General features: G+C 71.0%; 16 protein-coding genes and 4 pseudogenes. 7 read left to right on the top strand and 13 right to left on the bottom strand.

Going from position 1 to position 19,255, the window contains the following annotated elements; translation table 11 throughout:
• From G6R24_RS08640 to G6R24_RS08615, 8 genes and pseudogenes are all read right to left on the bottom strand, one after another.
• Positions 1–630 (bottom strand): ATP-binding protein (locus G6R24_RS08640; RefSeq protein ID WP_163548643.1); only part of this gene is annotated, 630 nt, incomplete at its 3' end.
• Positions 631–815: 185 nt separating this feature from the next.
• Positions 816–2,169 (bottom strand): annotated as a pseudogene (locus tag G6R24_RS08635) (NtaA/DmoA family FMN-dependent monooxygenase).
• A pseudogene (locus G6R24_RS08630) lies at positions 2,166–3,373 on the bottom strand (LLM class flavin-dependent oxidoreductase). The pseudogenes G6R24_RS08635 and G6R24_RS08630 overlap by 4 nt, the downstream one beginning before the upstream one ends.
• 46 nt (positions 3,374–3,419) lie before the next feature.
• Entirely contained in the window at positions 3,420–4,064 is a 645-nt protein-coding gene (locus G6R24_RS08625) for an FAD-dependent oxidoreductase (RefSeq protein WP_338084421.1), read from the bottom strand.
• A 119-nt stretch (positions 4,065–4,183) separates the two neighbouring features.
• Positions 4,184–4,246, bottom strand: a pseudogene (locus G6R24_RS24465) (hypothetical protein); the annotation flags it as partial.
• A gap of 375 nt (positions 4,247–4,621) precedes the next feature.
• Positions 4,622–4,918 carry a nuclear transport factor 2 family protein gene (locus G6R24_RS22140; protein WP_225438292.1) on the bottom strand — a complete coding sequence of 99 codons (297 nt, stop codon included), beginning with the start codon at positions 4,916–4,918 and terminating at the stop codon, positions 4,622–4,624.
• Positions 4,879–5,157, bottom strand: a complete 279-nt coding sequence (locus G6R24_RS22135) for a hypothetical protein (RefSeq protein WP_225438291.1) — start codon at positions 5,155–5,157, stop codon at positions 4,879–4,881. Before G6R24_RS22135 ends, G6R24_RS22140 begins: the two co-directional genes overlap by 40 nt.
• Before the next feature lie 126 nt (positions 5,158–5,283).
• Positions 5,284–5,637: a hypothetical protein gene (locus G6R24_RS08615; RefSeq protein ID WP_225438290.1), complete on the bottom strand. Its 354-nt coding sequence runs from the start codon at positions 5,635–5,637 to the stop codon at positions 5,284–5,286.
• A gap of 195 nt (positions 5,638–5,832) precedes the next feature.
• Between G6R24_RS08615 and G6R24_RS08610 the strand changes: the two genes are divergently transcribed.
• Positions 5,833–8,142: an acyltransferase family protein gene (locus G6R24_RS08610; protein WP_163548641.1), complete on the top strand. Its 2,310-nt coding sequence runs from the start codon at positions 5,833–5,835 to the stop codon at positions 8,140–8,142.
• Between the two features lie 95 nt (positions 8,143–8,237).
• On the top strand, positions 8,238–9,233 hold the full coding sequence (locus G6R24_RS08605) for an aldo/keto reductase (protein ID WP_163548640.1): 996 nt from the start codon (positions 8,238–8,240) through the stop codon (positions 9,231–9,233).
• A gap of 111 nt (positions 9,234–9,344) precedes the next feature.
• Here G6R24_RS08605 and G6R24_RS08600 read toward each other — a convergent pair whose 3' ends face one another.
• Positions 9,345–9,815, bottom strand: a complete 471-nt coding sequence (locus G6R24_RS08600; protein WP_163548638.1) for a winged helix-turn-helix transcriptional regulator — start codon at positions 9,813–9,815, stop codon at positions 9,345–9,347.
• 82 nt (positions 9,816–9,897) lie between these two features.
• On the opposite strand from G6R24_RS08600, the gene G6R24_RS08595 reads away from it, so the two are divergent.
• Positions 9,898–10,773 (top strand): enoyl-CoA hydratase/isomerase family protein, encoded by an 876-nt coding sequence (locus G6R24_RS08595; protein ID WP_163548636.1) that lies wholly within the window; start codon positions 9,898–9,900, stop codon positions 10,771–10,773.
• Here G6R24_RS08595 and G6R24_RS08590 read toward each other — a convergent pair.
• The 3 genes from G6R24_RS08590 to G6R24_RS08580 all read right to left on the bottom strand — a co-directional run bounded on the left by G6R24_RS08590 (position 10,740) and on the right by G6R24_RS08580 (position 14,133).
• Positions 10,740–11,024, bottom strand: coding sequence for a UBP-type zinc finger domain-containing protein (locus G6R24_RS08590; RefSeq protein WP_163548635.1), 285 nt, complete (start codon positions 11,022–11,024; stop codon positions 10,740–10,742). The two genes, G6R24_RS08595 and G6R24_RS08590, sit on opposite strands and share 34 nt — an antisense overlap.
• 73 nt (positions 11,025–11,097) lie before the next feature.
• Positions 11,098–12,615 (bottom strand): wax ester/triacylglycerol synthase domain-containing protein, encoded by a 1,518-nt coding sequence (locus G6R24_RS08585; protein WP_163548633.1) that lies wholly within the window; start codon positions 12,613–12,615, stop codon positions 11,098–11,100.
• Positions 12,616–13,281: 666 nt separating this feature from the next.
• Positions 13,282–14,133, bottom strand: coding sequence for an alpha/beta fold hydrolase (locus G6R24_RS08580; protein ID WP_163548632.1), 852 nt, complete (start codon positions 14,131–14,133; stop codon positions 13,282–13,284).
• Positions 14,134–14,175: 42 nt separating this feature from the next.
• Here G6R24_RS08580 and G6R24_RS08575 point away from each other — a divergent pair, with 42 nt between their 5' ends.
• From G6R24_RS08575 to G6R24_RS08565, 3 genes are all read left to right on the top strand, one after another.
• On the top strand, positions 14,176–14,829 hold the full coding sequence (locus G6R24_RS08575) for a TetR/AcrR family transcriptional regulator (RefSeq protein ID WP_225438289.1): 654 nt from the start codon (positions 14,176–14,178) through the stop codon (positions 14,827–14,829).
• A 330-nt stretch (positions 14,830–15,159) separates the two neighbouring features.
• On the top strand, positions 15,160–16,218 hold the full coding sequence (locus tag G6R24_RS08570) for an LLM class flavin-dependent oxidoreductase (protein WP_163548630.1): 1,059 nt from the start codon (positions 15,160–15,162) through the stop codon (positions 16,216–16,218).
• Positions 16,215–17,309 (top strand): LLM class flavin-dependent oxidoreductase, encoded by a 1,095-nt coding sequence (locus G6R24_RS08565; RefSeq protein WP_163548629.1) that lies wholly within the window; start codon positions 16,215–16,217, stop codon positions 17,307–17,309. Before G6R24_RS08570 ends, G6R24_RS08565 begins: the two co-directional genes overlap by 4 nt.
• A 58-nt stretch (positions 17,310–17,367) precedes the next feature.
• Here the strand turns inward: G6R24_RS08565 and G6R24_RS08560 are convergent, their stop codons facing one another.
• A complete protein-coding gene (locus G6R24_RS08560) occupies positions 17,368–18,957 on the bottom strand; it encodes a P-loop NTPase family protein (RefSeq protein ID WP_163548627.1) in 1,590 nt (529 codons plus the stop codon).
• Between the two features lie 137 nt (positions 18,958–19,094).
• Between G6R24_RS08560 and G6R24_RS08555 the strand changes: the two are divergent.
• A pseudogene (locus G6R24_RS08555) lies at positions 19,095–19,214 on the top strand (daunorubicin/doxorubicin resistance ABC transporter ATP-binding protein DrrA); the annotation flags it as partial.
• Between the last annotated feature and the right edge of the window lie 41 nt (positions 19,215–19,255).

Raw genomic sequence — 19,255 nt, 5'->3', positions numbered from 1 at the left:
GGTGTCAGTGGTGTGCTGGCGGTAGAGGTCGCGGACCTCGTCGAGAGTGAAGTCACCCAGTCGCAGCGACGCCACGGTGATGTTGAACGGGCTCTGGGACGCCATCGTGGTGGGATTACCACCTGAGGCGATTTTGTAGTCGCGGACGTCACGCAGCCCGCAGAGCGCGACCGAGGCCGGAAATCCGATGGGGCGATCGGCGAAACCGTCTCGAAGTTGACGGAGCACGCTGAGAAGTGTCCGTCCACTCAGCGCGTCGATCTCATCAAGGAAAAGCACGAGAGGTCGCGGACAGGACTTGCTCCAGGCGGCGAAGGCATCCGAGAGCAGGCCCTCCTCCCAGCTTTCCGGCCAGGGTGGTGGACGCAGCTCGGCCGGTAGGTTGGTGCGCGCCGTGCGACGCGCGCCGGTGAGAATCGCCCGAGTGGCCGCACCGATGTCATCGGGCCAGGGCTGGCCGGCCTCCATCGACAGGACCACCGCCGCGAAACGACCACTCGCGGTCAGTTCGGTGGCCAGCGCGCGTAGCGCTGTCGTTTTACCGGTCTGTCGTGGGGCGTGTACGACGAAGTACTTCTTTTCCTGGACGAGTTCGGGTGCCTCCGGGAGTCGCGCCGATGCCGGGATCATGTAGTGATCGCTTGGCACGCACGGCCCCGTCGTGTTGAACGAACGGGCTACCACTTGTCACCTCCCGGCCCCAGACCACTGATCGCAACTCTACGGAACCTGCTGTGATCAGTGGCTGGGATCGGGATGGAGATCCGGTGCCGCCGCGTCGGGCCCACCTTCGAGGCTCGCCGGTGGACGGGCCGTCAGCCGACGGCGCCCGCCGTCTCGCGGTCGGCGCCGACCGGAGCCAGCGGGATGCCCAGATTGTCGCGCAACGTCGCGCCGGTGTACTCGGCGCGCAGCGAGCCGCGTTCCTGTAGCAGGGGGACGACCCGGTCGACGAACTCGTCGATCCCACCGGGGGTGAGGTGCGAGCCGACGATGAAACCGTCGGAACCGTCGTTCTGCACGAAGTGGTCGAGCCGGTCGGCGATCTCGGTCGGGGTGCCGACGAACTCGGTGTGCGCGAACACCCGGATCGCGAGCTCGCGCAGCGAGTACCGGTGCTGTGCGGCCAGCGCCCGCCACTGCCGCACGGTCTCGAACGGGTCCTGGGCGAGCCGGGCCCGGCCCTGGATCACCAGCGGGCCGGTCGGGTCCGGGTCGACGTCGGGCAGCGGGCCGTCCGGGTCGTAACCGGACAGGTCCCGGTTCCACACGGTCTCCAGCAGGATCTGCGCGGTCTGCCCGCTGACCTGGGCGCGGGCGACCTCGCGGGCCCGCTCGGTCGCGTCGGCGGCGGTGTCACCGAGGACGAACGAGCCGCCCGGCAGCAGCTTCACCGAGCCCGCCGGTCGGCCGGCGCGCACGACCCGGGCCTGGATGTCGCGGTAGTACTCCTGTGCCGGCCCGAGCTCGTGGAACGGGGAGAAGATCGCGTCCGCGGTGGCTCCCGGCCCCGGCCTGGAGGACCACCGGACGTCCCTGCGGGCTGCGCGGGACGTTGAAGTGCCCGCTGACGTCGAACTGGTGACCGTGGTGGCCGAACACGCCGACGTCCGCCGTGCGCAGGAAACGGCCCCGCGCGGTGTCCGCGGCGATCGCGTCCGCGGGCCAGGAGTCCCACAGCTGCCGGGCGAGGGCGACGAACTCCTGGGCCCGCACATACCGGTCGTCCCGGTTCAGGAAACCGCCGCGGCGGAAGTTCTGCCCGGTGAAGGCGTCGAAGGAGGTCACCACGTTCCAGCCGGCCCGGCCACCGCTGAGATGGTCCAGCGAGGCGAGCTGACGGGCCAGCTCATACGGCTCGTTGAAGGTGGCGTTGAGGGTGCCGACCAGCCCGAGATGCTCGGTCACGGCGGCGATCGCGGTGAGGACCGGCAGCGTGTCCGGCCGGCCGACGACGTCCTGGTCGAAGATCTGGCCGAGTCGTTCGCGCAGGATCAGCCCCTCGGCGAGGAAGAAGAAGTCGAACTTCCCGCGTTCGGCGGTCTGCGCCGCGTGCCGGAACGACGCGAAGTCGATCTGGCTGCCGGCCCGCGGGTGCGACCACAGGGTGTGATGGTTCACGCCGCCGACATAGTGGCCGAGGATGATCTGCTTGCGGGGAGTCGTCATCGGGCCGCGGCCTCGATCCTGGTAGTGGCATAGCGGTTGGCGGGTCGGGGCAGGCCGAGATGGCCGCGCAGGGTGTCGGCGGTGTAGGCGGTGCGGAACCGGCCGCGGCGGGCGAGTTCGGGGGCGAGCCCGCGGCTGATCGCCTCGAGGTCGACGGGCAGCACCGCGGGGCGCAGCCGGTAGCCGGTGATGCCCGCGGCCTGCCAGTCGAGCAGCAGGTCGGCCAGCTCACCCGGGGAACCGGCGATGGTGATCGCATCGGAGCGGGGCGGCTGCTCGACGAGGCTGTCGAGCTGGCCCAGCCGCTGCCGGGCGGCGTCGCCGTCGTCGTCGAGCACGACGATCAGATCGGCGAAGATGTGCACGGTCTGCTCACCCCGTCCGGCCCTGTCCTGCTCGGCGCGGATCTCGGCGACGATGGCACGGGCATGGTCGATGTCGCGTGGGGTCACGTAGACGACGTCGCCGAGGCGGGCTCCGAGCCGGTAGGGGGCCGAGATGTGGCCGAGCACGGTGACCAGCGGCTGGCCCTGCGGCGGCCGGGGGGTGATCGAGGGTCCACGGACCGAGAACCACCGGCCCTCGAAGTCGATGTAATGCAGCCGGTCGCGGTCGAGGAACCGGCCGGTGGCGACGTCGCGGATCTCCGCGTCGTCCTCCCAGCTGTCCCAGAGCCGGCGGACCACCTCGACGTGCTCACTCGCCTCGTCGAACGTCTCGGTGATGTAGGCCTGGATCTCGGGGGTGCCGAAGGTGTCGGGGTGCAGCGGCGGTTCGGGCGCCCGGCGGCCGATGTGCAGAGCCTCCCGGGGCCGGCTGGCCTGGACCCGCCAGCCGGCCCGGCCGCCGCTGACGAAGTCCAGGGTCGCGATGGCCTTGGAGATGTGGAACGGTTCGGTGCTCAGCGTCGACACGCTCGGCACCAGACCGATCCTGGAGGTCAGTGGGGCCACCCGGGAGGCGATGAGCACCGCGTCGAGCCGGCCGCGCACCAGGTCGGTGCGGCCGTCCGGGGCGCCGTCGATCTGGGTGGACTGCAGGTTCAGGGCATCCTCGAACGTCACGAAGTCGAGCAGACCGCGCTCGGCCTCCCGCACCAGGTCGGTCCAGTAACCCGGGGTGAACAACTGTGTCGGCCGGGCCGACGGTGCCCGCCTGCTCCGTCCAGGGCGACGGCGAGATGCAGCGGATCGTTCTCGGACATCGTGATCACCGCTTTCTGTGGGGACGCGGCCCGCGCACGCGCCGGATCAGCGGGTGGCGGCGAATCGGGAATCGGGACGTGTGCCGTCGAGGGCCAGCTCGGCGAGCACGGCGCCGATGGCCGGGACGAACTTGAAACCGTGGCCGGAGAATCCCGCCGCCACGACCACCGGGCCGTGGCGGTCCAGAACGAAATGGCTGTCCGGCGTCGTCGTGTACGTGCAGCTGATCGGATGGCAGACATCCGGGTTCACACCGGGCAGCCACTGCCGGACGTACTCCCGCAACGCGGCGAGCTGGGTCGGTTCCGCGGCGAAGTCCCGCTGGTCCGGGTCGACCACCGGGCCGGAGCCGTGGAAACCGACCTTGACGCCCTGGCCCGGGGTGTGCAGCCCGTAGACACCGCCGTGGAAGGCATCGAACTCCCGCGTTCCCGCGCCGAACAGATGCACGAAACTCGGCCACGGGTCCGCCCCGTCCGCCCCGTCCGTCCGGTCGGTTCTGGAGGGGATGAGCGGGGCGAAATACGCGGGCTGCTCCTGGGTGACGCGCAGCGTGGGCAGCGCCACGAGGCCGTCGAGCAGCGTCGTCGTCCAGGCTCCGGCGGCGGCGACGACCCGTCGGGCGAGGTACACGTCATCGTGGGTGTGGATCTCGACGGCATCGTCGCCCCGCACGGTGAGGGCACGCACCGGTGTCTCGTGTCGCACCTCGGCGCCGTGGCGAGCCGGATGTAGCCGACGTCGGGATAGACGAGGCGGAAGATCCGGGACGCCCCGTGTGAGGCGCCTCGGGTGTGCCCGGCGGCGAACCGTTCGAGCAGCACCGTCTCGACCCCGCGGCGGGCCAGCTGCCAGGCGGCGGCCGACCCCATGGCCCCGCCGCCGAGCACCACGACATCCACCCGCTGGACGCTCACACCAGACAACTCCCCCCGGGTCCAACACCTACGCGATGCGGCGCTCGGCCCGCGGATAGGCGAGCGGACAAAGGATCTGGTCCAGAAAACTAGACCGCGACGAGGGCTTTGTCCATGGTCCCGCTTTTGGTCGGCCAAAAGCAGCCGCGGTTTGTTGTTGCTTTGTGTCTCGAATATTTCTGTGGTCGCGGGTGTCTGGTCCGCCGGTGTGGATCAGGGCATGATGTGGCCGCGGAGTGCCGCTATTCCTGGTGGGAAAAGCCATGCCGATGGCCGGTTCGTCGACGGTCGGTCCGCCTCCCGGCCTGGGGACGCGGCTCGGCCAGGATGTCAGTTCCCCGGGGCGAGCCACGTGGCTGTGGACAGGGTGCGCGTCGACGGGCCGTCGGGATCGTCCGCGGGCCGGTCGCCGCGGCTGACGGCCCGCTCGGCGATCCGCCAGCCGCGCGGGACGCGGACCACGGTGTCCTGGTAGTCGCCGGAGCCGGCCGTGCCGTCACCGCGGATGATCAGGTATTTCGCCCACACCCGCAGCGTGTCGTCGTCGATCCGGTGGACGACGATGTCGGTGGTGTGATGCGGGAACATCACCCGGTCGGCGGCGAATCCGTCGAGAATCCGGTCCACGGGACCCCGGCGAGCGTCGCGTCGTCGGTGTACGCCGCCGGTGTGGTCGCCGCCGCGGCGTTGTCGAACAGGTGCGCATGACGGGCGAGCAGTTCGCTCACCTCGGCGTAGGTCGCCGCGTCGACCGGCACGATCCGCACCTGCGCGACCGTGGAGCGCACGACGTTCGGATGATCCCGCGCGTGCGGGTCCGGTGTGATCGGGGTCGGGGTGTGCGCGGCGCAGGCGTCTACGCCCATGGAGCGGTCCCGTCGGTGATGACGGCCGGTCCGCCGTGGCGCGGATGCACGGTCCGCGTGGCCACCCGCCAGCCGTCGGCTGTCTCGACGAGGCTGTCGACGGCGTCGGCACTCGCGACGCTGCCGTCACCGGCGATCGTCAGCAGCCGACTCCACGCGGCCAGGCCACCGGGAACCCGCTTCACCTCGGTGTTGACGGTGTGATGGGCGGGGGAGGGCGGTGACCGGGTCGAGGTCCGGCGGGTCGAGGAACACCTGGGCCAGCAGACTCGCGTCGCCGGTGTCGATCGCATGGCCGTAACGCGCCAGGACCTGCACCACCGCGGCGGTCTGTTCGCCGGTCGCGTCCGGTAGCGCCGCGAACGCGGTGTACGTCCGCGGCAGGGTGTGCTGACGCACCCGGACATCGGCATGGTCGCGCACACCGCCGGGCGGATGGCCGCCGGCGCGCAGATGCCCCGCGATGTGATCTGTCGTCATGACCGGCACGTTAATCCGCCCGGCGGGGTCCGTGCTCCTTTGTTACCGAAATATTTCTGCCGCGGGTGATCGTGTTCTCCGGTCATCCATCCGGAAAACTCGACGATTCTGGCTTTCTTCTTTGTCGCCGTCGGGTGTGGCCGAACCGACCGCTCGAGTTGGCGGCGGGGAAGCGGCGCGCGACTATCGCCGGGTGTGACTTGGCTGTCTGACGTGATCGAACGGTGTCCGCGCGGGCGCCGGTCGGGGAGCGAGGAGCGGTACTTCCGGTCGGACATCGAGGGCCTGCGCGCGGTCGCGGTGCTCCTGGTCGTTCTCGACCACGCGGCTCTGGGCGTTCCCGGCGGATTCGTGGGCGTCGACGTCTTCTTCGTGATCTCCGGTTTCCTCATCACCCGGCAACTGCAACGGGAACGGGCGAGGACCGGTCGGATATCGCTGCCGCGCTTCTACGCACGCCGGGCACGGCGCATCATCCCCGCGGCCGCCCTGGTGGTCGTCGTGACGACCCTCGCGTCGTGGATCTGGCTGTCGCCGCTGCGGCTGCAGACCATCGCCCACGAGGGGATATGGGCGATTCTCTCGGTCATCAACCTCGTGTTCGCCCGCGAGGCGACCGACTACTTCCATGCCGGCGGCGCACCGTCTCCGTTCCTGCACTTCTGGTCGCTGGCGGTGGAGGAACAGGTCTACCTCGTCTGGCCGGTGCTGATCGTCGTCGCCGTCGCCGCAGCGGCCCGCCTGCGTGCCCTGGGCCGGTGGCGGGCGGCGGACGAGACCGGACGGGCACATCCGCGCACCGCGGATCGAGCGGTGCTCCTGGTCTTCCTCGCCGTCGCCGCGAGCTCGTTCGCGCTCAACGTGATCGTCACCGGGCGGTCGGCGCCGTGGGCGTACTTCGGCGGACCCACCCGGATCTGGGAGCCCGCGGTGGGCGCGGTGGTCGCGATCTGCGGGGAGGGCCGCGGGCGGCTGGGTCCGGTCCTGGCGTCGCTGCTGACCTGGGTGGGTCTGGCCGGGATTCTCACCGCCGCCCTCCTGCTGGACGGGGGCGTGCCCTACCCGGGTGTCGCCGCGTCGCTGCCCGTGCTCGCCACCGCCTGCGTCATCGCCGGTGGTGGCGCCGCCGCGACGCACGGCGCCGGGCTGGTGCTCGACCGGGCACCGCTGCGGCTGCTCGGCCGGCTCAGCTACTGCTGGTATCTCTGGCACTGGCCGCTGCTGCAGATCTGGGCGCAGGCGGCCGACCGTCCACTGTCCACCGCCCAGCGGTCGGCGGCCGCGGCGGCGTCGCTGCTGCTCGCCGCGCTCACCTACCGGCTGGTGGAGAGACCGGCCCGGTCCCGGCCGGTGCTGGTCCGCCGCCCGCTGCTGGGCCTTGGCTTCGGCGCGTCGTGTGTGGCGGCGGCCGGTACGACCTCGATCCTGGCCGCCGCCCTGGTCACGGTGCCGGCAGCGACCGTCGCGGCACCGGCGCGTCCGCTGGGGAGCCCGGCGGTCGCACCGACGGCGGCCGCCGAGAGCGTGCTGCGGGCGGCGCTGGTCAGGCTGTCGGCGGAGCCCGGCTTCGACGGGGTCACGGCGGGCCCGCTCACCTCGTCGCTGCGGCGTGCGCTTCGGGTCGACCGGCTGCCCTCGGACCTCACCCCCACCCTGGACGGTGCGCGGGACGACCACCAGGCGAACCGGTGCCTCGCGATGTTCACGCAGACCGCGCCGACCGGCTGTGTCGTCGGGGATCCGTCCGGGTCGAGGACGGTCGTGCTGTTCGGCGACTCGCACGCCAGCCAGTGGTCCGCGCCGCTGGACGCGGTCGGGAAGCAACGGCACTGGCGGGTCGTCCTGTTCGCCAAGGCCGACTGCCCGCCGGCGCCGTATCCGGACTACTTCGAGGACGCTCTCGGCCGCACGTACACAGAGTGTGACACCTGGCGGGCCGCCGTCCTGCGAAAGATCGTCCAGCTGCGGCCGAACCTGGTCGTGGTCGGCTCGCAGGCACGCGCGCAGCTGGCTGGTCAGGGCCCGGCGGCGATGACCGGGCTGATGCGAGACCTGCGCGCGACCGGCGCCGGCGTCGCCTTCCTGCGGGACACCCCGTTCCCCGGGTTCAACGTCCTGGACTGTCTGGCCCGGCATCCGTCGAAGATGTCGGCGTGCGCGGTGTCGATCGCGGCGTCGAGGCTGACCTCGGCGGCCCGGGAGATCGACAACCGGGGGGCTCGTGACGGCGGCGCGCTGCTAATCGACCCGACCGGCTGGCTGTGCACCGCCGACGGCTGCCCGCTGGTCGTCGGGAACACGCTCGTCTACCGCGACTGGAGCCACCTCTCGGACACCTACGCGCGGCTGCTCGCCCCCTATCTCGGACCAGCGCTGGCCGCCGCGCTGCACAGCGCCCCCACCCTGGCGTCCGCGCGGCAGGTCGGCGCACAGGGCGGTGAGCACCTACGTCCCGTCGAGCACGAGTCGGTGCGACAGGTGGACGCGGCGGATGCGGGGGATTGACCTGGAGCGCGCTCGAAGGTGAAGACTGCGTGGTGGCGCGGTGCCGGCGTGGTCGGGCGCCGGCTGATCCCTCATCGGAGAGGACTTCGTCCAGGATGCAGTTCAAACAGCTTGGTCGTTCCGGTCTGTCCGTGTCGCGTCTGTGCCTGGGCACGATGAACTTCGGCCCGCTGACCAGCGAGGCCGACGCCCACACGATCATGGATGCGGCGCACGGGTACGGCATCAACTTCTTCGACACCGCCAACGCCTACGGTCTGCGCTCGGCCGGCACCTCGGGTCAGGGCGAGGGCCGGGGTTACACCGAGTCGATCATCGGTCGCTGGTTCGCGCAGGGCGGTGGGCGCCGGGAGCGCACGGTGCTGGCCACCAAGGTCTACGGGGCCATGGGGGAGTGGCCCAACGAGGGTCGGCTCTCGGCGCTGAACATCCGCCGGGCGCTGGACGCGAGCCTGACCCGGCTGCAGACCGAGTACATCGACCTCTACCAGTTCCACCATGTCGACCGCGACACCCCGTGGGACGAGATCTGGCAGGCCATCGACGTCGCCGTCACGGCCGGCAAGATCCTTTATGTCGGTAGCAGCAACTTCGCGGGCTGGCACATCGCGCAGGCGCAGGCCGCCGCGGCGAAGCGCAGCACGTTCGGCCTGGTCAGCGAGCAGCCGATCTACAACCTGCTCACCCGGGAGATCGAGCTCGAGGTGCTGCCCGCCGCCGCGCACTACGGCGTGGGTCTGCTGCCGTGGTCGCCGCTGCAGGGCGGGCTGCTCGGTGGTGTGGTGCGCAAGGAACGTGACGGCCGGCGGCGTCTCGAGGGTCGCGCCGCGCAGACCCTGGCGGCCAAGCGGCCGCAGATCGAGGCCTTCGAGGACTTCGCCGCCGAGCTCGGCCACGAGCCCGGGGACGTCGCGCTCGCCTGGCTGCTGCACCAGCCGGCGGTCACCGCGCCGATCGTCGGCCCACGCGTCCAGCAGCAGCTGGACGACGCCGTCCGGGCGCTCGAGGTCCAGCTGGACGACAAGGCGCTCGCCCGCCTCAACGAGATCTTCCCGGGCTACCGGACCGCCCCCGAACACTTCGCCTGGTAGCGCACCGCATCCGCCGCGTCCGCCGCGTCGTTGCGGGACGGGGCTGAGCGCGCCCGCGTGACGGCGCGACGCGGGCGCGATCACCTCGCCGAGGAGCCGCACCGGCCGTGGCTAGTGGTCGGGCAGGACGCGCAGGCAGTCCCCGGGGCGCACGATGAGGTCGGACGGGGCGCAGGTGGGGCTGTCGAAGGGGACGATGGCCGCGATCACCGGCTTGCCGGAGGCCGCGTCGATCAGGTGCACGGGGGCGCCGGCGCCGTCGTCGCGATGGCGATCGCCCCACTGCATGAGGCCGACGATGACGGGATACAGATCCCACGCCTTGGCGGCGGGGTGGTACTCGTGACGTTCGCGGTCGCCCTCCTCGCGGTAGGGCACGCGCTCGAGGAGCCCGTCGCGGGTCATGCTCCGCAGGCGCTGGCTGAGCACGGACGGCGAGACGCCCAGGTGTCGTTGGAAGTCCTCGAAGCGACGTACCCCGTTGAACGCCTCGCGCAGGACGACGATGGTCCACCGCGATCCCACTACCTCGAGCGCCTTCGCGATGGAGCAATTGTCAAGATCGACATCTGTCCATTCCACGAGGGCCATCGTACCCCCTGACTTCTGATCGAGAAGTGAGCTAGTCTCCTGGCTAGGAAAATCGAAGTCAGGGGAGTCGCGGATGGGCTACGACACGTACGAGACGCTCACGGTCAGGCGCGAGGCGGGGGTCGCGTTCGTCGTCTTCGACCACCCACCGCTCAACCTGTTCGACGAGGCGCTGATCGCCGATCTCGACCGTTTCCACACCGAGGTGCGGGCCGACGACACGGTGCGGGTCATCGTGTTCGAAAGCGCCAACCCGGAGTTCTACCTGGGGCACGGCGACATGCGTCTGGTCGTCGACCCGGCGGTGGCGCAGGGGTTCCTGGCGGGCCCCGGGCCGGGCCTGCTGGCGCGTTACCGGAGTCTGGAGCAGGTCACCATCGCCAAGATCGCCGGGAGCGTGCGTGGTAGCGGCCACGAGTTCCTGCTGACCTTGGACATGCGCTTCGCCGCCAGCGGGCAGGCGTGGTTCGGGCAACCCGAGGTGAGCCTTGGCATCCTGCCCGGCGGGGGCGGCACACAGCTGCTGCCACGTCTGCTTGGCCGTTCCCGCGCCCTGGAGATGATTCTGGGCTCGGACCTTCTCGACGCCGCGACCGCGCAGCGATACGGCCTGGTCAACCGGGCCCTGCCGGCAGCGGAACTCGACGGTTTCGTCGAGCGGCTGGCGCTGCGGATCGCCTCGCACCCCTGGCCCGCCGTCGCCGCGGCCAGGAAGGCGGTGGACGCCGCCGCGGTGCTGCCCCTCGCCGACGGGCTCACGGCCGAGGGCGAACTGCTCTGGTCACTGTTCACCGGCCCGGCCGCCGCCGAACGGTTCACCGTCGCCCTGGCCGCCGGCGCGCAGACCAGGGCCGGCGAACTCGACCTCGAGGGCCTGATCGACGAGCGGTTCGGGCCGACCACGGCCGGGGGGAGTCAGGGCGTCCTGACGATGACCTCATCGACGTAGCACCAGCTCCACCGCTCGCCGGGCTCGGCCGAGCGGGCGATGGGATGGCGGGCGGTCGCGGCATGCCGGCTGGCGTGCCGGCTGGCGTGCCGGTTGGGCGAGCTGTCGCAGCAGCCGATCCGCCCGCAGCCGCGGCACATTCGCAGGTGGACCCAGGTGCCGCCGGTGGCCAGGCATTCCTGGCAGCCGCGGATCGCGGCGGGCAGGTCGGTCACCGTGGCGGAGGCCAGGTGGGTACAGGGTTCGCTCATCCGCTCGGCTCCTTGGGGATACGCGGGTCGGCTCACCAGCCGATCCGGTGGGCCGGGCCGCCGATCGCTGACTCTACGAGACATGGGACGAGCGCCGACCCGCGTCCGGCCGCGCCGTGTGCTGAGGCGGCGCGGTGCGGGGGGTCGGGATAACCGGCGGCCTCGGGGGAACCGGGGGCGTGGTGGTGGCGACTGGCGGGCCGGGCCGGGGGGAGCCCTCGAGGGCGGCGAGTTCGGCGAGCCAGTGACCGGCCAGCTCCGTGTGCCCGGGGACGCTCGCGCTGGCGGTGAACGTCGCGCAGAGCTGGCCGTCCAGGCCGTACAGGGCGGCCGACAGGTGCTGGCGGCCCACGAGCATGGGCGCTATGCCGATCAGGGTGCTGACCGGGCGGCCAGCCACCGTGTAGGGACCCCACATCGTTCCCACGTTGCTTGTGAACAGGGCGGTGTCGGCCGGGCGGGCTCCGGCGGCCACCATCAGCGCGAAGGTGCGGGGGGATATGCCCGGCGGCGTTCTGTCCAGCATTCTGCGTTCGACCACGCCGAACCGGCCGTCCGCCTTGGCCCGCCGGGTCTGTGCGGCGACCAGGGCGAGCCGGCGCCGCGGATCGGCCTCGGTGCAGGGCAGCGGCACCCGCGTGGCCAGGGTGAAGTTGGACAGGACCTCCTGCTCGTCCGGGGTACGCACATTGATCGGCATCGCCGTGTAGAAGGCGCGTTGGCGAGGGATGCGCGTCATGGCGTGGCGGATGCGGCCGGCCCCGCGGGAGCGATCCGCCCCGGTGGGTGTGGGGGGCGTCCACTCGGGCAGGGACCAGGTGCGCACGGCGCCGGCGACCGCCGCGAGATAGACGTCGTTGACCGTGACGCTCTCGCGTCGGGCGATCCGCCGGAGCCGGTCCAGTTCGGTCAGCGCCCAGGTGTGCCGGGCGGCACCGCGCGGCGGCCCGCCCCAGGACGCGAGCTGGCGGGTGCGGGGCAGGCTGCGGGCGATGCTGGCGGCCATCCGCGCGTAGTCGCGGGCGTGCGGTACGTCGAAGGTCCGCAGTGTGCGCCGTGCCGCTCCGTGACCGTCGCCGAACAACAGGTGTAGCGCCTGGTGCGCGGCACTGCCGTCCTGATGGATGTGACTGAACCGGTAGACGATCGCGACCTCGGTGGGGCTGTGACCGCGCAGCAGCCAGAGCCGCCACAGCGGGCGTTCCAGGTCGAGCGGTCGGGTGGCGAGGTCGTCCAGCGCGGCCCGTAGGCCGCCCGCCGCACTGTAGGCGGGCAGGTCCACCACACCCACGTGGTAGTCGAGATCGAGGGCGTCGTCGTGCTGCCAGACGACGTCACCGGGTGCGGGGGCGGACGCGATCGGCCGCACGAGGCGCTCGGTGAGCGCCGGTGCCTCGGCGAGCCGTGCCGCGACGTGCGCGCGCAGGTCGCGTTCGGTCAGCCCGGGGTCCTCGACGCAGAGCACCACACCTCCCTCCAGGAACTCGCCGGGATACTGCAGCGTGAACGACAGGAATGCGCGGTCCCCGGTCGTCAGCGGCCTGCTGGTTCCTGACCTGGATCCGGCGACATGTGTCGATATCTGGGTCATTCCTGCCCCTCTCGGCGATATCCACCTCGGACGGAGGTGGAAAGTTCGGACGTGGTGGCATCGTCCATTTCTTCCGAAAGAATCCCGGTGCCCACGCGCAATCGTCCGTGTCCGCTCGGAAGTGTAGCCAGGTGTGGTCACCGGGCCCGGTAGGAATCGGGCGGAGTGTCAGCCCACCATCCCTGGAGGGAAAACCATGCCCACGACCGACACCTCGACGTCCGGCCCAGGCTCTGGTCTGCGGGAGTTCCTCGGCCACAAGCGCGCGGCCATCCAGGCTCGCGAGGAGGCGATCGCCGCGGGAACCTACGCCCTGCCCGTGGTGTCGCGGGCCCATTCGGTCGCCGAGGGGCGCAGCGGGGTGCGGCGCATCCGGGTCCGTGAGCATCAGATCCTCAGCGACTCGGCCCCCGACTACGCCGGGTTCGACCTCGGCCCCGGCTCACCCGAGCTGGTGCTGGGTGTGTTCGCCAGCTGCCTGACCCACGTCTTCGAGCAGGTGCCCCGGGAACCGCACCACATCACCTACCGGGCTGCCGTCACCTCGCCGGCACCCGCCGAGCGGATCGACGAGCTCTACCGGATCGTCGAGACGGAGTGCCCGCTGCTCGCGCTGTTCACGAACCCGCAGAAGATCACCGGCTCGAACAGTCGCCGCGTTCGCGTTCAGGTCGCGGCGACGATGGCGGTGGCGACGCGGTCGGGGTGGTCGTGGGGAAGGAACGTGCGGCCACCCGGGACGGTCTCGAAGGTCGCCGTGGCGAAGGCGGCGGCCAGTCGGCGGCCGAGGTCGACGCGGAAGAAGCGGTCGGCGTCGCCCCACAGGACGCGCACCGGCACGTCGATCTTCGCGAGCCGGCCCGAGACCTCGAGCAGGTCGGCCGGGTCGATGCCGCGGGCCAGTTTCGCCGCGTCGCGGCGGACGGCGGGCTGGGCCAGCGGCGCGACCCACGCCCGGGTCACCCGCGGGTCGAACGGCCGGCTCGCCAACGGGCCGAACGCCAGCGGGCTGTGCCGTAGCCGCGCCGACCGCAACCCCGGCACGAGCGCCGCGACCAGCGCCGGATGCCGTAGGAGCCGCACGAGCAGCGTGAACGGGAACGGCGGAAAGGTGTCGAAGGCATCGCAGTTGGTCAGCACCACGCGGCCGATGCGGGTGGCGTCGGTCGCCAGGACGAACTGGGCGATCGCGCCACCGGTGTCGTTGCCGACCAGGGTGACGTCGCGCAGGTCCAGCGCCACCAGGAAGTCGAGGACCAGCCGGGCGATGCCGCGGGGGGTCAGGTCCGCCTCGGGACGCATCGGCGTGGGGTGGGCGCCGAGGGGGAGGGTCGGTGCGTAGCTGCGCACGCCCTGCTCGGCGAGGCGGGCGGCCACGGCCTCCCACAGCTGCCCGTCGACGAGCAGCCCGTGCAGGAACACCACCGGCGGACGGTCGCTGTCGCGCGGGCCGGCCGTCCGGTAGGAGATCTGGCCCTGCGCGAGGTCGAGGACAGCGGCGTGCGGTGCGACATCCATGGCAGAAAACATACGGACTGACTGTATGTAAATCAATCCCGGGTGGGAGCGGGCAGAATCGAGCTCGTGCCCGCGCTGCCGGATCCGGATCCGAGACCACCACGGCGCCGCCAGGCGGACCGGTCCGCGGCGACGCGCACGGCGCTGATCACCGTCGGACGCCGACTGTTCGCGCGGCAGGGTTTCGCCGCGGTCACCACCGAGGCGCTCGTGGCCGCGGCCGGGGTGAGCCGCGGGGCGCTCTACCACCAGTTCGTCGACAAGACCGCGCTGTTCGCGGCCGTGGTCGAGGCGGTCGAGGCGGACGTCGCGGCGCGCATCGCCGCCGAGGTGTCGGCCGCCGGCAGCACCGACCCGGTCGAGGCGCTGCGCCTGGCCGCCCGCGCCTGGCTGCGGATCTGCGTCGAGGCGGAGGTGCACCGGGTGGTCCTGTTGGACGGGCCGTCCGTGCTGGGCTGGGCGCGGTGGCGGGAACTGTGCCAACGCCATGTCTTCGGTCTGGTCCGCGACGTGCTGGCGGCCGGTATGGACGCTGGACGCATCAGCGCGCAGCCGGTGGACCCCCTCGCTCATCTGCTGATGGGCGCCAGCGACGAGGCCGCCCTCTACATCGCCCGTGCCGACGACCCCGCGACCGCGCGCGCGGAGATGACAGCAGCCCTCGACCATCTCCTCGACGGCCTCACCCGCCAGTAGAACAGGGCGGTGGCCGAGCCGGTCGAACCGTCGAACCTCGGCTCTGGTCGTTCACACCCCATTCCGACACCGCGACCGGGACGCCCCGCCTGGCGACCCGGTCGGCCCAGGCGGCTGATACCCAGCGGCTCACCGTGCGGCCCCAGCTTGTCGGGATCACGCAGCGTGCCGTTGTCACTCAGGCTGATGGGTGACGCGCCTGGCTGGAGCGGACACGCGGAGCGCATTTGTTGCTGAACTGTTGCGGGGTATTGCGCTCGGGCCGAGCAATGGTGTGGCATCAGACCAACAGCATTCCTGCGGTGATCAACAAAGGGTCGGGAGCGAAACGTGAGGTTTCTGGCGATCACCCTGATCGTGCATGCTCCTGACCCGTTGACCGGGGTGCGCAGCTCGACCACCGAACGACTGCGGGCGGTGGTCGACGGCGCGGTGCTGGCCGAGGAGCTCGGATTCGACGGGTTCGGGGTGGGGGAGCGCCATGAGCGGCCGTTCATCTCGTCGTCGCCGCCGGTGGTGCTCAGCCACATCGCGGCCCGCACGGCCACCATTCGGCTGTTCACCGCGGTCACGACGCTGAGCCTGCTCGACCCGGTGCGGGCCTACGAGGACTACGCCACCCTCGACCAGCTCTCCGGCGGGCGCCTGGAGCTGATGGTCGGCAAGGGCAACGGCGCGGCGCAGGCGGAGCTGTTCCACGTCACGGCCGAGGATCAGTGGGACCGTAACCGCGAGTCCTACGAGCTGTTTCGCCGGCTGTGGCGGGAGGAGAAGGTCACCTGGTCCGGCCGGTTCCGCCCGCCGTTGCACGAGGCCGAGACCTGGCCGCGGCCGTTGCAACCGGAGCTCCGCATCTGGCATGGCAGCGCGACCAGCGAGGCCTCGGTGGAGCTCGCCGCCCGCTACGGCGACCCGTTGTTCTCCGCGAACGTGACCAATCCCGTGGAGCCGTACGAGCGGCTGGTCCGCCACTACCGGCAACGCTGGGTGGATCACGGGCACGATCCGGCCGACATTCTCATCGGCGCGGGAACCGCCGGCTATTACGCCGCCCGCCGCTCGCAGGACGCGATCGCCCGCTACCGGCCGATCTTCGACGCGCGCACGGCGCTGCAGCGCGGGCTCGGCCAGACGCCGGTCTTCCCGACACTTGAGGACGCCATCGCCCGCAGCTCGATCCTGGTCGGCAGCCCGCAGCAGATCATCGAGAAGGTGCACTGGTATCACGAGCGGCTCGGCCACGAGGTGATGCACCTGCCCATCGACGCCGACGGCCTCACCCCGGCCGAGCACCGGGCGACACTGGAACTGTTCCACGCCGAGATCGCCCCGGTCCTGCGCGCCGACATCCCGAGCCGACCGTTTCCCGCCCCGGCGTCGTCGGTATGACCACGGCCAGCGAGGCGACCAGCCCGGAGTTTCTCTGGTACATCCCGAACGAGGTCCGGCCCGGGCATCGCGGCGACGACGCGGTGGCCGACCACAACAGCCTGGACACGCTGACCGGGCAGGCCGTCGCGATCGAGCGGTACGGCTTTCGCGGTGCGCTGCTGGGCGCCGGGTGGAGCCGGCCGGACACCTTCACCGTCGCCACGGCGCTGGTGGCGCGCACGACCAGCTTCGAACCGCTGATCGCCGTGCGCCCCGGCTACTGGCAGCCGGCGCACTTCGCCGCCGCGGCGGCCACGCTTGACCAGCTCTCCGGGGGACGGGTGCGCATCAACATCGTCTCCGGTCAGGACGAGCTCGCGGCCTACGGTGATCGGGCGGGGGACCAGGCCGCGCGCTACGCGCGCACCGGTGAGTTCCTGCGGCTGGTCCGCCGGCTGTGGACCGAACGCGAGGTCACCCACCGCGGCGAGTACTTCCAGGTGAGCGACTCGTCGCTGGCCGCCCAGGTGCGGGCCCGCCCGGGCCGGCCCCATCCAAGGCTCTACTTCGGTGGTGCCTCCGCCGCCGCCGAGCGGGTCGCGGCCACCGAGGCCGACGTCCAGCTGTTCTGGGGTGAGCCCCGCGACGACATCGCCGCACGCATCGCCCGGCTGCGCGACCTGTCGACGCGACTGGGCCGTGCGCACCCGCCGTTGGAGTTCGGGCTGCGGATCACCACCGTTGTGCGGGACACCACCGCGCAGGCCTGGGCGGACGCCGAGGCCAAGGTCGCGGCGCTGGCGGCCGCCCACCGCCAGGGGAACATCCCCGAACGCCACGATCCCACCCAGGCCGTGGGCCAGCGTCGGCTGCTCGACCTGCACGCCCGCGGCGACGTCCTGGACGACAACCTCTACACCGCGCCGGGCCGGATCGGCGGCGAAGGCGCCGGCACCACCTGGCTGGTCGGCTCCGCCGCGGACGTCGCCCGTTCCCTTCGCCGGTACGCCGAGCTGGGTATCACCCATTTCATCCTGTCGGACACGCCCTACCTGCGGGAGATCGAACGGCAGGGCAGCCATCTGCTGCCGCTGCTCACCACCCGTTGACCGCCGCGGCGTCGGCCCAGCCGACGAAGCCGAAACCGAGGTCGACCACCCGGCCAGATCAGACGCGCACGACGGTGATGACTCGTCCGCTCGGGCTGGACGTGTGCTGGACGCCGAGTTCGGTGGCGAGTCTCTTGCGTTCCGCGGGCCGCTGATCGAAGATCACCAGGGTGCCGGTGGGTAGCCCGAGGCGCAGCAGGTAGCCGTTGAGCTGCTTGATACCGGCACGTGTCGGGTCACTTCCACCGGGTCGGTGCGTCTTGATTTCCAGCGCCTCACGCTGTACTACGGGATTTCCGTCGAGATCGGTGTGGTGCCAGCGGATGAGGAGGTCGATCGCACCGCGGCCGACGCCATATTCGCGGTCAACGAAACCGCTGCCGTTGATGGCACGGTCCAGGTAGCCCAGGAGGGTGATGTGTGGTGTCACCTCCCGATAGGGCTGGTCGGCGTCGACAAGGTCCTCCGTTCGATGCCAGAAATCACTGAAACGCTGGAGGAGGCCGTCAAGGTCGAGCCGACCGTCGGGTAGGACGAACGAGTGCGGTTGTGGTGCACCGAGAACACCTTCGAACAGGCCGTCCGCGAGGACACGGGTGATCACGTTGCGGTAGATCGGGTTGGCGACCTCCACCGCGGACGCGGTACGCCTGATCAATCCGAGATCGATCGTGTACTGGAGATCGTCCGAGAAAGGGTTGAACCGTACCTGGGTGCCAGCGAGAACAGGTTCGATGATCCGTCGGACGCGAGGGTCGTGAAGCCGTTCGAGGAGCGAGTCGAGGTGGGTCTCGCGGGCAATGGTGAGCCGCTCGGCGGCCCCATCAATGTGTTCGGTCGTAATGGGGACCGCGGGGAGGATCCGCATCCGGTCCACAATCTCGTAGGCCAGCGCGTTGATAAGCCATGGCTGGCCGAGGGTGAGGTCGTAGGCGCGTTCGACGGCTTGGCGGGTGAATGTCTGGCCGGTCTCCGCGGTGTGCTGGGAGTAGAGCTCGTGAACCTCGTCGAGGGTGAAGTCGTGCAGCCGCAGCGACGTGACCTTGATATTGAACGGGCTTGGTGACGAAAGCCGGGTCTGGCCGTCGGTCGCCGTGACACGGTAGTCGCGGACATCTCGCAGGCCGCAGAGGGCGATGGCGGACGGGAAACCGCCGGGTCGGTCGCGGTAACCGTCGCGTAGTTGGCCCAGGACGCTCAGCAGAGTCCGTCCTGTCAGCGCGTCGACCTCGTCGAGAAACAGGACCAACGGCCGTGGGCAGGCCTGCGCCCACCCGGCGAACGCCTCCGAGAGAAGCCCTTCCGGCCAGACGTCGGGCCAGGGGGGTGGTCGCAACTCGGGGGGGAGATGGACGCGCGCGGTCTGCCGAGCCCGGGTGAGGATCGCCCGGGTGGCGGCTCCGACGTCATCCGGCCACGGCCGGCCGGCCTCCATCGACAGCACGACAGCCGCCTGAGTGCCAGCCGTGGTCAGTTCGGCGGCGAGGGCCTGCAACGCTGTCGTCTTACCGGTCTGTCGCGGGGCGTGCAGGACGAAGTACTTCCGGGCCGCGACGAGCGCCGGCACCTCGGGTAGCCGCTCGGCGGCGGTGATCATGTAATGGTCGCCTGGCACGCAGGGGCCCGTCGTGTTGAAGGATCGGGCCACCTCCACCACCTCCCGCCTGTGCGTGACTGACCCGCACTCTACGAGATCGTCGGCGGTGAAACCGGTGTGAAGGGGTGGTGATACCGCCGCTGCCTAACGTTCTCCCAGTCCTGATCCCCGTATGGAAAGGAGCGGCTGTGACCAGCATGCCCGCGGTCCAGGCCAGTGGTCTGGTCAAGAAGTTCGGCGCGGTGCGCGCCGTCGACCACATCGACCTCGAGGTGCGCACCGGGGAGATCTTCGGTGTACTCGGGCCCGTAACTGGTCAGGTCTCGTAGATCGTTTGTTTTTTGTTCCT

Source organism: Candidatus Frankia nodulisporulans, from assembly GCF_902806475.1.
Classification (GTDB): domain Bacteria; phylum Actinomycetota; class Actinomycetes; order Frankiales; family Frankiaceae; genus Frankia; species Frankia umida.
This window is presented reverse-complemented; position numbering and strand designations above follow the sequence as displayed.

Excerpts from the sequence above, each read along its gene's own strand:
- G6R24_RS22135 (WP_225438291.1), bottom strand. The coding sequence starts at position 5,157 with ATGGGCGTAGACGCCTGCGCCGCGCACACCCCGACCCCGATCACACCG.
- G6R24_RS08615 (WP_225438290.1), bottom strand. The coding sequence starts at position 5,637 with ATGACGACAGATCACATCGCGGGGCATCTGCGCGCCGGCGGCCATCCG.
- G6R24_RS08605 (WP_163548640.1), top strand. The coding sequence starts at position 8,238 with ATGCAGTTCAAACAGCTTGGTCGTTCCGGTCTGTCCGTGTCGCGTCTG.
- G6R24_RS08595 (WP_163548636.1), top strand. The coding sequence starts at position 9,898 with ATGGGCTACGACACGTACGAGACGCTCACGGTCAGGCGCGAGGCGGGG.
- G6R24_RS08590 (WP_163548635.1), bottom strand. The coding sequence starts at position 11,024 with ATGAGCGAACCCTGTACCCACCTGGCCTCCGCCACGGTGACCGACCTG.
- G6R24_RS08585 (WP_163548633.1), bottom strand. The coding sequence starts at position 12,615 with ATGACCCAGATATCGACACATGTCGCCGGATCCAGGTCAGGAACCAGC.
- G6R24_RS08580 (WP_163548632.1), bottom strand. The coding sequence starts at position 14,133 with ATGGATGTCGCACCGCACGCCGCTGTCCTCGACCTCGCGCAGGGCCAG.
- G6R24_RS08565 (WP_163548629.1), top strand. The coding sequence starts at position 16,215 with ATGACCACGGCCAGCGAGGCGACCAGCCCGGAGTTTCTCTGGTACATC.